The 16,375-nt window shown below is 57.0% G+C and carries 14 protein-coding genes; 2 read left to right on the top strand and 12 right to left on the bottom strand.

Translation table 11 applies throughout. The annotated features are described in order from the left end of the window. Positions 1–125 precede the first annotated feature (125 nt). Positions 126–734 (top strand): TetR/AcrR family transcriptional regulator, encoded by a 609-nt coding sequence (locus ACTNB1_RS11895; protein WP_441169742.1) that lies wholly within the window; start codon positions 126–128, stop codon positions 732–734. A 56-nt stretch (positions 735–790) separates the two neighbouring features. Here the strand turns inward: ACTNB1_RS11895 and ACTNB1_RS11890 are convergent, their stop codons facing one another. The 11 genes from ACTNB1_RS11890 to ACTNB1_RS11840 all read right to left on the bottom strand — a co-directional run bounded on the left by ACTNB1_RS11890 (position 791) and on the right by ACTNB1_RS11840 (position 13,814). Then, positions 791–2,122, bottom strand: coding sequence for a trypsin-like peptidase domain-containing protein (locus tag ACTNB1_RS11890; RefSeq protein ID WP_441169740.1), 1,332 nt, complete (start codon positions 2,120–2,122; stop codon positions 791–793). 29 nt (positions 2,123–2,151) lie between these two features. Next, complete coding sequence (locus tag ACTNB1_RS11885; RefSeq protein ID WP_441169739.1) at positions 2,152–2,910, bottom strand: HAD family hydrolase; 759 nt, start codon at positions 2,908–2,910, stop codon at positions 2,152–2,154. Between the two features lie 2 nt (positions 2,911–2,912). Then, positions 2,913–3,965, bottom strand: coding sequence for a cysteine protease StiP family protein (locus ACTNB1_RS11880; protein ID WP_441169738.1), 1,053 nt, complete (start codon positions 3,963–3,965; stop codon positions 2,913–2,915). Continuing rightward, complete coding sequence (locus ACTNB1_RS11875) at positions 3,949–5,091, bottom strand: phosphoribosyltransferase domain-containing protein (RefSeq protein WP_441169737.1); 1,143 nt, start codon at positions 5,089–5,091, stop codon at positions 3,949–3,951. The genes ACTNB1_RS11880 and ACTNB1_RS11875 overlap by 17 nt, the downstream gene beginning before the upstream one ends. 20 nt (positions 5,092–5,111) lie before the next feature. Then, complete coding sequence (locus ACTNB1_RS11870) at positions 5,112–5,678, bottom strand: rhomboid family intramembrane serine protease (RefSeq protein WP_441169735.1); 567 nt, start codon at positions 5,676–5,678, stop codon at positions 5,112–5,114. A gap of 64 nt (positions 5,679–5,742) precedes the next feature. After that, positions 5,743–8,385 carry a calcium-translocating P-type ATPase, PMCA-type gene (locus ACTNB1_RS11865; RefSeq protein ID WP_441169734.1) on the bottom strand — a complete coding sequence of 881 codons (2,643 nt, stop codon included), beginning with the start codon at positions 8,383–8,385 and terminating at the stop codon, positions 5,743–5,745. Positions 8,386–8,482: 97 nt separating this feature from the next. After that, complete coding sequence (locus tag ACTNB1_RS11860) at positions 8,483–9,088, bottom strand: TerD family protein (RefSeq protein WP_441169732.1); 606 nt, start codon at positions 9,086–9,088, stop codon at positions 8,483–8,485. A gap of 85 nt (positions 9,089–9,173) precedes the next feature. Continuing rightward, positions 9,174–9,755 (bottom strand): TerD family protein, encoded by a 582-nt coding sequence (locus ACTNB1_RS11855; RefSeq protein WP_441169730.1) that lies wholly within the window; start codon positions 9,753–9,755, stop codon positions 9,174–9,176. A 14-nt stretch (positions 9,756–9,769) separates the two neighbouring features. After that, positions 9,770–10,351, bottom strand: coding sequence for a TerD family protein (locus tag ACTNB1_RS11850; RefSeq protein ID WP_441169729.1), 582 nt, complete (start codon positions 10,349–10,351; stop codon positions 9,770–9,772). 35 nt (positions 10,352–10,386) lie between these two features. Then, a complete protein-coding gene (locus ACTNB1_RS11845) occupies positions 10,387–11,541 on the bottom strand; it encodes a toxic anion resistance protein (protein ID WP_441169727.1) in 1,155 nt (384 codons plus the stop codon). 2 nt (positions 11,542–11,543) lie between these two features. Continuing rightward, positions 11,544–13,814 carry a YceG family protein gene (locus tag ACTNB1_RS11840; protein WP_441169725.1) on the bottom strand — a complete coding sequence of 757 codons (2,271 nt, stop codon included), beginning with the start codon at positions 13,812–13,814 and terminating at the stop codon, positions 11,544–11,546. A 222-nt stretch (positions 13,815–14,036) separates the two neighbouring features. On the opposite strand from ACTNB1_RS11840, the gene ACTNB1_RS11835 reads away from it, so the two are divergent. Further along, complete coding sequence (locus ACTNB1_RS11835) at positions 14,037–15,002, top strand: HpcH/HpaI aldolase/citrate lyase family protein (protein WP_441169723.1); 966 nt, start codon at positions 14,037–14,039, stop codon at positions 15,000–15,002. A 413-nt stretch (positions 15,003–15,415) separates the two neighbouring features. Here ACTNB1_RS11835 and ACTNB1_RS11830 read toward each other — a convergent pair whose 3' ends face one another. Beyond that, on the bottom strand, positions 15,416–16,357 hold the full coding sequence (locus ACTNB1_RS11830) for a glycyl-radical enzyme activating protein (RefSeq protein WP_441169721.1): 942 nt from the start codon (positions 16,355–16,357) through the stop codon (positions 15,416–15,418). Positions 16,358–16,375: the final 18 nt, after the last annotated feature.

The raw sequence follows: 16,375 nt of genomic DNA, 5'->3' as shown, positions 1-16,375 counted from the left end.
CTTTCTCCGTGGCAAGTATGATTTTTTATCATACTTATGAAGAATATTGAAACTTTTTTCGTTTTATGGTATACTGTAAAAAATTTTTTCTACAGATTATGACCAGCATAAGAGGTGATACAGGGATGACACAGGAAGAGCGCCGGACGCAGATGCAGGAACGGATCCTGTCCGCCGCCTGCCATGAATTTGGACGCAAAACATATGAAGGGGCATCTGTCAATCTTATATGTGAGCATGGAAAATTTTCAAAAGGCGTCCTATACCACTACTACCCAAGCAAGGACGATTTGTTTTTAGGGTGCGTTGATCATTGCTTCCAGTCGCTAACCAGCTACTGCATCACCCACCTGCCAGATCCCATCCCCTGCTCTCAGGAGGTCGTCAACGCCTATTTCCAATGCCGGTATGATTTCTTTTTGGCTTTCCCTGATTTGGAAAAGATATTTTCCCGTGTTCTGGCCAATCCTCCCGTTCATCTTATTAAGCAGATCAGCGCGCTCAGGCGGCCCTTCGATGAATTAAACTATCGGTTGTTGTCCGGCCTGGTGACCCATAAAAAACGGCTCGCCAGCATGCCTCTTTCTGATATATTGGCTCTGATGGAGCTTTATCAGTCTTATTGCAACAGGTCTCAGCAAATGCGGGAAGCGGTCAAACAGGGCATGCAGGCCTGTGAAGAATTACGGCAGAACTACCTGGACGCATTTCTGCACGGAGTGCTTAACGACTAACAAGAAAGCGCCCCCTGATGTAGCTTCATTTTCCTACATCAGGGGGCGCTTTCTCGTTACAGCAGTCCTTTTGCAAACTCTAAAATTGCCTTGTAATCAACCGCCAAATTAAGGTTTTGTCCATCATCAAATCCGGCTGTAATGATACCGATCAGATTTCCGTACAGGTCTAACAGTGCTCCGCCGCTGCTGCCGTGCGAAGTCGGCGCAGTAAACTGAATCATGGACCGCTTTCCCACTGTTCGGAAGCCGGAAATGATGCCGTCAGAAACGGTGTTGAACAGTCCCAGAGGGCTCCCGATCGCAACGACCTTTTGTCCTCTGACCAATGCAGACGTCTCCCGGCATACAGGGATCGGCGCTCTGCGCTTGTCCATACGTAAAATCGCCAGATCAAGATCCTGATTATACTTGATCAATTCGTCGGTATAGAATACATCCGGCTCTTCTTCCAAAAGAACGCCATAGTAATGTCCGCCTGCCGCTACATGAAGGTTCGTCAATATATAGCCGGATTCATTGATAATAACGCCGGAGCCGGTTTTAAAGCACTGATTCTGTGCGTCGAAAACCTGCAGCATTACCACAGACGACGCCATCGCAGCAAGCTCCACATAGCTCAGCGGCTGGCGCTCCTCCGCCGGCCTTTGCGGCGTTCCGGCGTTGGAGCGCTGCACGGTACTTTCCCTGGGACGAGACTGGGGCGGAGACTGGCGAATCACAACAGGTGCAGGCTGTTTGTCCGGGGCCTCCACGCGCACGGAAAGCGCCAGCAGCTCGGGGTCATCCACGCAGACGTCCTGCTGCTCACTCAGATACAAAACATCGCAGCCCATCCGGTAGAGCAGAAGGAGAAACAGATATTCCGGCAATTTCACCGTGCCGCAGCAGACAAACTTGGGAAAGCAGGCAATTTTTTGCGTTTGAGTAAACAGGCGGGGAAAGTATTGGTCAATCCAGTAGAGCATTTTGATGGCAAAGTTGCGGACAATGGATTCTTCCGCCCGCCCGCTGCTCTTTTGAAACAGCTGCAAGCTCTCGCGAAAGCCGGCCTCAAACGCCTCTTCCAGGATCCTGTTCTGAAAGGAAAAGGGCAGCTTGTACTCGCCCTGATGATACAAGGCGACATACTGGGCCAGCTCCCCCTGGCCGGGCTGCTTAGGCAGCGCAGGAACAAACACATACCCGCCGCAGTCCTCCCGGGCATCCTCCTGCCATATGTGCAGTCTCTCTACAATACCGCCATATTCGTGCTTGCTCAGATAACGGATAAAGTAGGTTTCTTTGCGGAAATTGGAATATCTTCCGCTCCGCGCAAAAAAATCCTCCGCCGTGTGCTCAGAAGGCGGGCAGAGCACCGCCTGAAAATACTGTGTGTAGTCTGCCATGCACAGGACTCCTTTCCCTTGGGTGTCCGTCACCCGATCCGCACCGCCGCCTGCCGCAATACAAATTCATAAAAGCGCTCTCCCGGTCCGCAGACGACCGTCTCCCGACAAGGGAGGCCTGCGGCCAGGTCCTCCTGGGGTACGATGGCCACATCGGCCTGCTCCAGCATGGGGCGGTCAATGGGGCTGTCTCCGGCGCAGATCACCCGTCCGGCTCCAAACCGCTGCCGCAGTCTGCGTACCGCCGCGCCCTTGTTCAGCGGCGGCGGGAAAAAGTACACCTTGCGTCCGGTGACCGCCACATCCAGAGCTGTGGACCCGGCCAGCCGTTCCCGGAGCGTTTGGGCCTCTTCCGGGTTATCACAGGCGGCAAACACAAACATATCGTCCACCATACGAAACCGCCTGGCCTGGCTCTGGCGCTCCAGGGCCGACAGCATCTCCTCCATAGCCCCTCGCCAGGGTTGGACTGCCTGGATAGAGACCTGCTGCCAGGCTTGATCGATCTCCCCGTCTATCAGCAGCAGCCCGCCGTTGGCGGCCACCGCATACCGGGGACGGCACTGGACGGGAAACTGAATCCTGCGGTACTGCTCCACCGACCGGCTGGTAATGGGAATAAACAGAGCGCGGGTCATCAGCCCCTCCAAACAGGCCGGCGCCGTCGGAGGCAGGTAGCCCTGAGGCTCCCCCTCCAGGTATTCCACACACAGATCGGTATCCAACGCGTGCTTTTTGGAGAACAGCAGGGTATTGTCCAAATCGCTTGCAAAGATCGTTTGTTCCATAATCAGTTGTCGGCCAGCTGCCGGATCAGGCCGCAGGCCCGATAATGGACCAGCGGATACTCCACCAGCGGGACCCCCTTCTCCTTTGCCAATTGGTAAATATGGCCCAGATGCGCCTCGTCCTCCATGCTGTGAACCAGGATCTTCCAGGGCATCCGCCGCAGCAGCACCCGGGTGGCCTCTCCGATGCTGGGCTTGACCAGGTTGCGGTCGGAGATGGAAAAGACCCGGCACAGCCCGTCCACCTCCTCCAGAGCGCTGAGGGCAGGCGCCTCCTCCTCCCTCTCCTCCCCGGCATCCGGTTGGAAGTGGGCAGCCACCGTGTCGATAAACTGGTACGTGAGGTCCTGGTCCAGCAGCTGGGCATAAAAGGCCGCACCGTGGAAGTCGTGCTCTCCGATGATATCCGTCCGGTAAACAGTACGGCTCAGCAGGCCGGACACCGTGGAGTTGAGGCAGGAGCTGGCGATGAGGAAATCATCGTGGGTCCCCCATTTTTCCGCCAGGCGGGCCGGGTCGGACAGCACCGCCAGCCCGGCACTGACGCCGGGGTAGTCCTCCATGGCCCGGCTCAGCTCATTCTGAATGGCCCCCTTGCCGGTCCAGCCGTCCACGAACTGGAGCTGCTCCGGCCGGTGGCGGGCCAGCAGATAGGCCATGGCGTTGCGGTCGATCCCCTTTCCCCGGATGATGGAGATGGTATAATGCTTCACGTCGGCGTGATAGTACTGGGCGATATACCGTTTGAGCAGCACACCGATGGAAGTGCCCGCCCTGGCCAGGGAGACCAGCACTGCGTCCGGTCCCTTGTCCTGCCAGATCTGCCGGGACACAGCGGCCACCGCCCGGGCGGTCATGGGAGCGTAGCGCTCCAGGGCGTCATGGTAGGCCGCCAGATAGGCCGGTGAGGGCTCGTATTCAATGGGCAGCATTTCAGAATAATGCACCCCGCTCTGGATCCGCTTCTCCCGTTCCGCCGTGGGCAGAGGCTTCACCAACCCGGTGACATCCTTCAGCAGGATTTCCACATCCTGCGGCTTATAGGTACCAAACATTTTGCCCTCCCTGGACATAATAGATCTTCCGGTCCTCCGGGAGCGGAAAGGCTCCCAGCAGGCTGGTCAGTGCCTCCGTCCCCTCAACCGGCGTGTCGGAGACCACAATAATGCTATCACAGGCATCCATATTATAGAGATAGGTGGTACGGCTCTTATCATAAAAGCTGGGCAGCTTTGCTCCGGAACGGATGGGATAGCCCGCCTGGGCACAGATGCCGATGGGGCTTCTGGTTGTGGCGTGGCAGCGGACCTGACAGCCCTCCCGCTCCAGCGCCTGTCCCAGCACCAGGGCAGGGTACATACATTCCTCCGTCCCCAGCACGATCACCCGGCTGCCAGACCGGATACTCTGTCCCGGCCCAGCCAGAAAAGCCTGGGCCAGTCCGGCGCAGCTGTCCTGGTAGGTCCCGATGGGCATACCCAGTCTGGGGTCCAAAAGTTTTCCACACGTCAAAGTCCGGCTGTGGAAAACTTTCGGCACCGGCGCCGCCGGAGACGCCTCTGCTACCTCCAACCCCTCTACCAGGGCAGTATAGTCCTCCTGGGGGAGTTTGACCAAGTATTCGCTGCGAATCCCCGCCTCCTCCAGCAGCTGCTGGTTCTCCGGAGAGACCCGATTGAGAATGGAGGCGGCTACGATTTGCTTCTCCGCCAGCTGGGGATATCTCCGCCGCAGCTCCGCCACCATATTGCGCAGGGTTTTCCCGGTAGAGATCTCGTCATCCACCAGAATCACCGTGTGGGTGGCTGCCAGCCACTCCGGCAGGCAGTCGCCCCTCAGCTTCTGCTCCACCGCGTGGCTGTGTTCCTCCCGGAATTCCAGCCACTGCTCTGCGTGAGGAAAGGCCTCCCGGGTGGTGTGGAGATACATGCAGTCCGGCCCCATGGAGGCGGCCACCGCCGCGCCGATTGCGGTGGCGGTCTCCGCGAAGCCGAGCACCAGCCTGGTGCCGGGGTATCGCTCCGCCAGCAGGCTGCCCAGAGCCCCCATCATGTCCAGGGCTGCCGAGGGGCTTACCGGGATATGCTTGGCTTGCAGCGGATTCACCAGCAGGTAAGACCGTTTGCTGTTCTGAAACCGCTTGGCCAGCCGGAGCGTATTTTCTTTGGTGTAATCAGGCATAGCTATTATCCTCATTGTTATCAAAACTTTCGTCGGCCGCCCAACAGGAAGCCAAAGGCTGTGCCGCACAGGCCGCCCACAATGTGCATCAGATTGGCCACGTTGTCCCGCACAAAGATCATGGCGTATACCTCCTGCCCCAAGTACAGGATGCCCACCAGCAGCAGCGTCAGCGGTATTTTTCCATCCCGCATGCCGGAGAGAGAGCCCAGCATGATAAGCATGAACACGATGCCGCTGGCGCCCAGCAGGGCAATATGGGGAAACAGGAAAAAGTGCAGCACCCCGGAAACCAGCGCCGTCAGAATGATCGCAGCCAGCAGGGACCGGCTGCCGTATTTTTCCTCCATAGGGGGGCCCACTACCAACAGCAGCAGCATATTCCCTAAAAAGTGGCTGCCGTCGGCGTGGCCCAGCACGTGGCCCACAAAGCGCACGTAGGTCAGGGGGCTGGCCAGGGACGACCGGTACACCGAAAACAGGGCGGAGGTCGTCCAGCCCTTTGTCAGGTAACCCAGCAGCAGAGCCAGCAGGGAGAGAAAGAAAAAGCTGAGGATCACCGGCGAATTGTACTGCAATTTTTTCATGTGACAGGGCCTCCCATGTTTGAAAAAAGGGGTACTCCTATGCAGGAGTACCCCTTTTCCGGTCCTATTTCGGGGTGACAGCTTTCCGAATCATATCCACGGGGATCATGGTCACCGCCAGAATCCCCACCACCAGCCAGCCCATGGGCGGGAAGGGCACGCAGCTAAACATGCTGCTGATCCACGCGCAGACCGGCACCAGTGCCGCGTTGACGATCAGTGCCTGAATGACCACGATGGCAATAAACACCTTCATAAAGCCGGTGTTCTCGTTCAGGCCCTTAAAGATGGCAAAGCCGTCGTCACGGACGTTAAAGCCATTGAACAGGGCGCTCCAGATAAAGAGCACAAAGTAAGCCGACAGCTTCTGGTCCGTGTTGGCAAAGAACTGGTCGAAGAAGGGGAGCTTCAGGAACAGGAAGCTGAGGGCGGTGAGCCACAGACCCATGGTGAGGATCTGCACCATCATGGGCTTGCTCACAATGCTCTCGTCTCTCCTGCGGGGCTTTTCGGTCATATACCGCTCCTGGGCGGGCTCGTTGCCCAGCATGATGGCTCCCAGGCCGTCCATCACCAGGTTGACGAACAGCAGGTGGGTCACCTTCAGAGGCTCCTCTACCCCGAAGAAGGGGGCAATGGCGCTGACCACCACGGCGGCCACATTGATCACCAGCTGGAACTTGCAGAACTTCAGGATGTTGTGGTAGATGGTCCGGCCGTACCAGATGGCGTCCTTGATCGACTTGAAGTTGTCGTCCAGGATGACGATCTTGCCGGCCTCCTTGGCGGCCTCGGTACCGCTGCCCATGGCAAAGCCCACGTCGGCCCGCTTCAGGGCCGGGGAGTCATTGACGCCGTCGCCGGTCATACCCACCACCAGGTTCATCTCCTGGCACAGACGGACCATGCGGGACTTATCCGTGGGCAGAGCACGGGCGATGACCCGGATACGGGGAATGATCTCTTTCACTTCATCGTCCGTCAGATCGTTCAGCTGGCCGGATGTGAGCGCAACGTCATCTTCCGTCTTCAGAAGGCCTGCGTCCTTTGCAATGGCAACAGCCGTTTCCAGCCGGTCGCCGGTGATCATAACCACCTGGATTCCGGCATGCTGGACGGCCGCAATGGCTTCACGGGCCTCCGGCCGGACATCATCCCGGATTCCCACAAATCCGATGAGTACGGTATCCTCGTGGATCTGGTTCTCCACCAATTCCTGCTCGGAGTAGCCAAAGGCCAGGACGCGCATAGACTTGCTGGCCAGCTCATCGATTTTCGCGTTGATCACGTCCAGAGAGAGGGTCCGCTCTTCACCGCCGATGCTGAGGTATTTGGTGGAGGCGGTGAGCAGCCGCTCCGGCGCGCCCTTGTAGAAGGTTTTCTTCAGCTCACCCACATATGCCTGGCTGAACTTATTGGCTGAGTTAAAGTTTTGGGCGAGCGTCACGGAGCAGGAAGTTTCCAGCTGCTTGAACGTATCCGCCCCCAGGAACTTCATCAGCGCCTGATCGGTGGCATTGCCGCCGATCACATTTCCCGCCGCGTCAAACATGGACTGGGTGTTTTTGCCGATGGCCAGATCCATCAGCCCCTTCAGCTTTCCATGCTTGGGAAGCTCCGCCAGAGGAATGGTAATACCGTCTCCTGTAAAAAACTCAACGACTTCCAGGCGTCCCTTTGTAATGGTGCCCGTCTTGTCGCTGAACAGGATGTTCAGCGAGCCGGCGGTCTCAATACCCTCGGCCTTGCGCACCAGCACGTTGTGGTCCAGCATTTTGCTGGTGTTCTGCATCAGCACCAGGGAGATCATCAGCGGCAGTCCCTCGGGAACCGCGCACACGATGATGACCACCGCCAGGGACACTGCCTCTACCACATCTTTAATGATCTCTGTGGCGCCGGAGGCGAAATAGGGGCCGAAGCCGCCGGCGGAGAAAATGTAGAATCCAAGGTACAGCGCGGCAATAACGATGGCGCCGATATAGCCGAACTTGGAGATCATACCGGCCAGCTTGGACAGCTTTACCTTCAGGGGAGAGTCAGGCTCATCGTCCTGCATCTCCTCTGCCATCTTGCCCATCATGGTGGCCAGGCCCACCTTCTGGACATCCAGCACGCCCTCACCGTCAAAGAGCACCGCCCCGCGGAAGAGGGAGTGCTTGTCCACAAAGGTGTCGCCGGTAATCTCGTCGGCCAGGCGGAAATCCCCCTGGGCCGCCGTCTTGGCACATTCCTCCGCCTCGCCGTTCAGGGCGGAATTGTCCACCTTGATGTGGCCGTGGACCAGCACACCGTCTGCGGGGATCTTGTCACCGGACTGGAGCAGGACCTTGTCCCCTACCACCACGTTGTCAATGTCGATGACGGTAATCACGCCGTTTCGGTAGACCTTGCACTGGTCTTTTTTGGTACTCTCCTTCAGCTGGCGATACTTGGTATCGCTGGCCACGCCGGTCTTGGCGGAGACAAACGCCACGATGAGAATAGCCACAATGGTGCCGATGGGCTCATAAATATCTGCATAGCCCAGGATACACATGACGATCATCAGAACTGCGATCGCCAGGAGGATCCGGATCATGGGATCGCCGAAGGTCTCTTTAAACTCCGCCCAGAATGTGGTAGGCTCAGAGTCCGGTATGACGTTGCTGCCGTATTTTTGTCGAGATTCGGCAACCTCTTTGTCCGAAAGCCCGTTATAGTGCATAGTTCTTTCTCCCGTATATGCAGGAAAAGAGAAGCAATGGTAAAATTCGCTTCTCTTTCCTGTTCTTTATTTTTTGAAACAGAAATGAAGGGTCAACTTACATGTAGCGACGGCACAGCTCCGGCAGGCCGGGGTCGGTGGTGGCCTGCCCGATGGCGTTAAACTTCCACTCGCCGTTGTGGCGGTATGCCTCACCGAAGATCATGGCAGTCATGCCGTTGTAGTTCTCGGACAGGTTGTACCGGCACAGCTCCTGGTTGTTGCGGGCATCCACAATGCGGATAAAGGCGTTGCGGATCATGCCGAAATTCTGGTTCCGCTGCACTGCCTGGTAGATATTCACTACGAACACGATGCGGTCGTACTCGGCAGGCACCTGCTGGAGCTGGATGACGATCTGCTCGTCATCTCCCTCACCCGCACCGGTCAGGTTGTCGCCCATATGTCTGACCGACCGGGACGGATGCTGCAGGTTGCCGAAATAGATGATGTCCTTTCCGTCCATCAGCTTTCCGTTCCGCAGCATAAGAGCGGAGGCATCGCAGTCGATGGCCTGGGGCTTGGCGCTGAACAGTCCGCCGAACAGGCCGCCCTTGCTGGGCTGAGCCTCGTCCCAGCCCAGGCCCACAATTACCTGATTCAGGCCCTCCTTGCCCTCCTTGGTCAGGCTGACCTTCTGGCCCTTTTGCAAACTAACAGACATATTTTTTCCTCCTTACTTCCCCCGGCCATCCAGGAACGTCCCCGATGGAACGCCTGGTCCAGGGTTCGATGGCCATGGTTTTCTCTTATTCTACCTCAACCCCATAGTTGGCGCACAGGGCTGCCAGGCCACCCTGATAGCCGCTGCCGATGGCGTTGAATTTCCATTCGCCGTTGTTCTTATAGAGCTCGCCGAACACCGCCGCCGTCTCAATGGAAAAGTCCTCTCCCAGGTCGTAGCGCAGCAGCTCCTGGCCGTTGGTCTCGTCATAGATCCGGATAAAGGCGTTGTTCACCTGGCCAAAATTCTGCCGGCGCTCCTCCGCCTCATAGATCGTGACGGTAAAGGCCACCCGGCTGATGTTCTCAGGAACCCGAGTGAGATCCACCTTGATCTGCTCGTCGTCGCCGTCGCCCACACCGGTCAGGTTATCGCCCAGATGCTCCACCGCACCGGAGGGGTGCTTCAGATTGCCGTAGAATACAAAGTCCTCGCTGCGGGTGGTCTTGCCGTTGTCGCCCAGCAGAAAGGCCGCCGCGTCCAGGTCAAAGGCCCCGCCGGTATCAAACGCGTTCACATCCCAGCCCAGGCCTACCACAACCCGGCTCAGGCCCGGATTGTCCTTGGTAAGGCTGACCTTTTGACCTTTTTTCAAGCTGACAGGCATCGTATCCTTCCTCCTTACGCCACTTCGATTCCGTAATGCCCGCACAGGGCCGCCAAGCCGCCCTGGAAGCCGCTGCCGATCGCGTTGAACTTCCACTCGCCGTTGTGGCGGTAGAGCTCGCCTACTACGATGGCGGTCTCAATGGAGAAGTCCTCTCCCAGGTCGTACCGGATCAGATCGGTGCCGGACACCAGGTCCTGAATGTGGATGTAGGAATTGGAGACCTGGCCAAAGTTCTGGTTGCGGCTCTCGGCGTCGTAAATGGTGACGGTGAAAGCAATGCGCTCCACATTGGCGGGCACCTTGGAGAGATCCACAACAATCTGCTCGTCGTCGCCGTCGCCTTCGCCGGTCAGGTTATCACCCATGTGCTTGACGGAGCCGCTGGTGTGCTCCAGGTTACCGTAGAACACAAATTCCTTCTCGGTGGGGCACTTGCCGGAGGCGTTGGTCATGAAGGCCGCAGCGTCCAGATCGAAGGCCGCGCCGGAGTCAAAGGCATTGACGTCCCAGCCCAGGCCCACCACGATCTTGGTCAGCCCCGGATTCCCCTTGGTCAGATCGACCTTCTGTCCCTTAGTCAGATTGATAGGCATACTTTTAATCCTCCTTATTTCCCAAGTCTGTTTCTTTATTTCTTCTCAGGCATACTATACCTGGAATTGAAATCCGCCTTGATGGCCTCCAGCCGCTTCTGGTCGTCCACCCGCTGCTTACGTGCGTTCTCCTGAATCTGCCGGGTCTCGTCGATACCGGAGACGATGGTCTGCCAGGTACGCTCCAGGGTTTCGATCTTAATGGAGCTGCCCGAAGCCAGACGGGCAGTCATCTTGGACTGCTCGGCGGTATTCTGGGCGTTGCGGATGAGCATCTCGTTGGTCTTGGCGTCCAGGGCGGACATGGCCTCCGCCTGGATGCGCTGGCGCTTGAGCATGATGGCCTGAGTCAGGGCCTGCTTGAACACCGGCAGGGTGATGATGAAGGCCGAGTTGATCTTGCGCACCAGGTTCATATTGCTGAACTGCATGGTCTTGATCATGGGAATGGCCTGCATGGCCACGTTCTCGGCGGTGCGCAGGTCCTGGGTCCGCTGCTCCAGCATCATCAGAGCTTGGTTGAGGGTGGTCAGCTCAAACTGGATGGAGTTGTCCCCGGTAGCCTCCATATCCGCCTGCCGCTGGGCAATATAGGCCTCCAGCTCCCGGCAGCCCTGCTCACCGGCCAGGATATACTTCACCAGCTCGTGGTAGTAGTTCACATTGGCCTGGAACATCTCCTCCAGCTTGCGGTTGGACTGCTTGATCTCAGTCTCATACTGCTTGAGCTGGACATAGATCTTGTCCACCTCCTGGCCCATGGTGTGGTACTTTGCCAGGATCTTGTCCAGCTGCTTGCGCAGGTTGCCAAAGAGCTTGCCGAACAGGCCGGGATTCTCCTTGATCTCCTCGATATCAAACTTGTCCATGATCTTGGCCAGGGTGGTGAGCATGGCGCTGGATTCGTCCAGCTGGGACATATTCATGCTGTTGAGCACCACGTCGGAGCATTTGGAGATTTCCTCCGCTGCACCGGCACCGAAGGAGACAATGGTCTCCAGGTTATAGACCTCGATCTGGCTAGCCAGCCGGTCCACCTCGGGAGAGTTGGTCAGGGCCTGGTTCATCTCCTGCCGGTCGGCCACAATGTCATACTGCTGGTAGTTCTCCTGCTCCGCCGGAGGCGCAGCCCCGGCCTGTCCCTGATCGGGCAGTGCACTGGAGGTCGGTCTGCTGAAATCCAATCCCATAGTCAAGTACTCCTTCCAAATAGTCTTCTGATGGAACTCAGTCCGCTCTCCTGGACGGAGTGGAAGTCCGGAACGGACAAGTCATACAGGTATTCGCCGATCTGCTGTTCGTTCACATAGCCCTCCGGCAGGTATTTTTCAACACACTGGTATCCGGTGGGTACAAAAAACAAAATGTCAAATCCTATTAGGTTGAGGTAGGCTACCAGGATGCTGTCCTCCAAAGACAGGATCTTCTCCGTGGTATTGATGATAATGAGCTTGGGATTCTTTTTGGTAAAGTCAAACTTCTGGATGAGACGCAGCAGGTCACGGTTCAGATTGAGGGCGGTAGCCACCACGGTATACTCTGTGCCGTTCTGGTAGGTGCCCGCCACCACCTTCTGGTCCAGCAGCAGCTGGAGCTTGTCCAGCAGGTGCTCCTGCATCTCTCCCCGGAGAATGCCATAGGGATAGGCCTTATGTTCCTTAATTTTATTGCGCTGCAGCCGCCCGTTTTTGAGAAACTGGGTCGCAAACGGTTTCATGGGGTTTGCGTCCGTCCCCTTCAGCCAGGGCACGTCCCGGACCACCAGGGTATCCGGGGTAAGCAGCTTTTTGATCTCCAGCCAATAGGCGTTGATCTGCCCGTCCTTTACACCGCAGATCTTTTCCAGCAGTACCGGCATGGTAACGGTCTGATCCACCACCGAAAAGCTGGGGCGGTACTTCAGCTCCTGGTCCCACAGGATGGAGATCTCCTCGTACATGGTACGCAGGGTGACTGCCTCCGCCTTGCCGTACTGCTGATTGCGGTACATCCCCGAGTCCTGATACATCAAGGTGTCCAGGTCCCGCTCGGCCTGATAGGCCGCCGTACTCACCCGCACCTGGGAGGGTTCCACAGGAAAGCGCTCCATGGAGAGGGACTGCTCATACCGCAGCTCCAGCAGGGCGGGGTCCCGGAGAGAGCAGCCCTGGTTCAGGTCGGGCAGCAGGACCAGCACATCCACCGGCAGCCGGGCCAGCAGCCGCAGGAACAGCGCCTCGTTGGCGGTGGCACACCGGCCGAAGAGGAGGAACACCCCCACCTCCGGCATCTGCCAGTTGGAGAACAGCTCCTTCTGGTATCGCCGCAGCCACGCCAGCAGATAGACCGCCTTGTTGGTCAGTCGGGAGACCGTGCTGCCCGGCTCCCGGGCCTCCTCCAGCACCAGGTCCAGGAAGGCCTTCACCATCAGCCGCTGCAGCTCCAGGTTGGCGGCGTACTGGATATTGGGCACCAGCCCCGCCGCCAGCTGCTCCACATTTGTATAGTTCTGCCGCTTGATGGCGGAGATCTCCTCCGGCGTGGGAGCGGGGATCCCGCCGTTCACCAGACACACCCGCCGTTGTCCGCTTTTCAATTGCTTATAGAAGGAGAACATGTCGTTGGAGAAGAGCAGCTTGTCCTCCACACCGTACTGGATCAGAAATCCATTGTAGAAAAAGCCCGGGTCGCTTCCCCGGCCCTGGGCGCCGGTAAGCAGTTCTTTGACCTCCGGCTGTTTCATCCAGGCGTTGGTGCAGGCCCGGACGGCAGGCGCCGCGCCGTACAGCCGCTGGCGGTTTGCCTCCCGGTTCATCTCCTCCTGAAGCCACTTTAAATTAAAGGTATCGGGAAAAGCCGTCATGCCCGGCTCCTGATACAGGGAGGACAGCTCCGACCGGGGGTCCAGCTGCTGATAAGGGGCATCTCCTCCCCGCTCCAGCAGAACGATGTCGGCCCCTGCCCGAGACAGCACAGTGAGCAGCTGCAGCTCATATTGGCTGATGGCGCCGTCGTACAGGATCTGGGGCAGGGTGTCCGCCCCCAGACGGTTGACGATCCGCTCAAACTTGTAGTAGAGCCAGCACATGTACTTGATGTAGGCGTTGCGCAGCATGTTTTCATTCTTGCCGCCCCGCAGCATGTCCTGCAGGGTGGAAAAGATGGCCTCTACCACGATCTGCCGCTGGGGGGCAGCCATCCGAGGCAGCCATTTGCACAGCTTGCCGTCCAGAAAGGTCCGGTCCAGCTGAAAATCCTGCCCCATCATCTCTGAGAAATAGGCCAGGTTGTTCACGTCGGGGTTGGGGATTTTGCCGTCAATAATGACCCCCGTCCGTCTGGCCGACTGGTAGTAGGCTTTGAGAAAGTCCACCACCGCGGGGGAGCAGCCTGCAATCCGGCAGAAATAAACCCCCCGTTCTCTCCGGCCGGAGAGGGGCAGGAAAAGGTCATTCAGTTTTTCCGGTATGATATGTCTCAGCATGCCATTAAAATTCCCCAACTGAAGTATTGAAGTATCACCATTATAGCATCTCTCAGATTTTTTTCAACTTGAAGAACCATCCACGGCCCAATAAAACGGCCGATTTGCGCCATCGGAAATTTTAATATTCTTTTCATTTCTTCCCGCTCTTTTTTGTGGTAAAATTATTAGGTTGTCCCCCTGCCTGCGGGGTATGATTTTTACTTGTAAAGGGGCATTGTGATGATGGAGCAACTCAGCGGTTATGACGTGGGCGCTCTGATGTACTGTCCGGCCCGCGGCCATGAGACCATTGCCAGCGCACTGCGGCGGGAGCAATATCCCAAGCCCTTCTCCCTGGCCTTTTGTCTGGAGGACACTGTGCCAGAGAACGCGGTGGAGGCAGCCGAGCAAGAGCTCCTCCAGAATTTGGCCGAAATCAGCCGCAGCCGTGCAGAGGCGGACTTCTATCTTCCGCACATTTTTGTCCGGGTGCGCTCTCCTCAGCAGCTGCGAAAGCTGGCCGCCGCCTGCCGTCCCTTTGCCCACATTCTCCGCGGCTTTATCCTGCCCAAATTTTTCATTGAAAACTGCCAGGCCTATATTCAGGCCATTCAGGACATTGCCGCATTCTGCCCCGACTACCGGTATATGCCCATATTTGAGTCCCCCACCATGCTTCCTCTCCACACCCGCTATGAAAACCTGGCCCGTGTAAAGGAGGAACTGGATGCCGTATCAGACCAGATCCTAAATATCCGGGTGGGTGGAAACGACCTCTCCCATGCCTTTGGACTGCGGCGGACAGTCCATGACACGATTTATGACGTCAAGCCGGTGGCTAACCTGCTGGTGGACATCGTTACCACCTTCTCCACCCAGTATGTTGTCTCCGGTCCGGTGTGGGAGTATTACTCCGGCGAGGGCTGGGAAGAGGGTCTGCGGCGAGAGCTGTCTCTGGACCTGCTCAGCGGCTTCATCGGAAAAACGGTGATCCACCCGAACCAGATCCCGGTGGTCAATGATATGCTGAAAGTCTCTCCTCAGGACTATGAAGACGCCTGCGATATTACTGGCTGGAGCCAATCCCGTGACCTGCTGGTCTCCTCCAGCACGAATGCTACGCGGATGAATGAGTATAAGACACATTTCAATTGGGCAAATAAAGTGCTTCACCTGGCCCGCACCTATGGCATACGGGATACCTGATGTGCCACATGTTTTCTCCGTATATAAGCAAAGGAAGCCTGTCCCGCTGGGACAGGCTTCCTTTTTCATGCACTTTATTTAGTTTTCAATTATCTCCGCCATGTATGCAGTTGGTTATGTAATTAAGCCATAAAACAGGGCATCGCCGCTTAAATCGCCGACACCATCTGAACTTCCAAAATTAATAGAGCTTCGAATTATAAAGCTGGCCGCAAGCAGGTTAACCACTCGCAGATATAATCGGCGGACCCGGCATGCCGTAACAGTCAGGTGTTAGCGACATCGTGCCTCACTGGGCCGCATTGCATCAGAAGCGGTGCCGAAATCCGCTGGAATCTTACAATTCCAGCGGATTTCGGCCTACGAGGGAGGGGTTGAACTTTGGGATAACCGAAATATGCCCGTACGCATATTTATTGCCTGGCAGCCCCTAAAATTTCCACGTCCATATCTGCCTGAGTCTCAAAATACCGCCGAATTTCCTCTATGCGCTCTGGACGCGGTGGGGAGAACCGCTCCGGCGCTTGGCCTATGTTGATACTCTTGGACACACCTAAATCGTGGTAGGGCAGCAGGGTTACCCGCCGAAGGCCATACTGGCGATAGAGCTCAGCAGTCCGGCAGATGATATCCTGAAGGTCGTTCACTCCGCTGATTAACGGCATACGCATCAGAATTTTGTCGCGAATCAGAGGATCTGAAGCCAGTCGCCTTAGATTTTCTAAAATAAGTGAGTTGCTGCGGCCAGTGTATCCTCTGTGTATCTGATCGTCAACAGATTTCATGTCGTAGAGAATATCTGTCACGACCTCCCGTCTGGCCAGACTCATTAGTGCATCGCCGTCACCATATCCGCAGGTATCCAGGCAGACGCGGATTCCGGCCTTGCCTGCCAACTCCGTCAGCTCTGACACAAAAGGCACGTGACTAAGTATCTCCCCGCCGCTTACCGTCATACCGCCCCCGGTCTGGTCGTAAAAGTCCTTGTCCTGAACGACTTCCCGGAGGACTTCCTCCGCTGTCATAGGACGTGCAACGGGGCGCAGCGCATCAGCATAGCAGAACTCCGTACATGTCATGCAGAGGTTACACCTATCCCGGTGAATGTTGATGCGCTCGTCGCTATCCACATAGAACGCATCCTGGGGGCAGTGTTCCAGGCAGTAGCCGCAACGGATACAGTTGTTGGGCATGCGAATCAGCTGCTGTCCGTAACCAATTAACTCCGGATTGTGGCACCAGCGGCAGTGCAGAGGGCATCCCTTCAGAAATACGGTTGTGCGGATACCTGGGCCATCTTCCGTGGAGAATTTCTGTATGGAACCCACCAGAACACGCGGTTCTTTCTTCTCCATAAGCTCTCCTTTGGTCCC

The sequence above is a fragment of the Flavonifractor sp. HCP28S3_F3 genome (assembly GCF_052065355.1).
Taxonomy (GTDB): Bacteria; Bacillota; Clostridia; order Oscillospirales; family Oscillospiraceae; genus Flavonifractor.
This window is presented reverse-complemented; position numbering and strand designations above follow the sequence as displayed.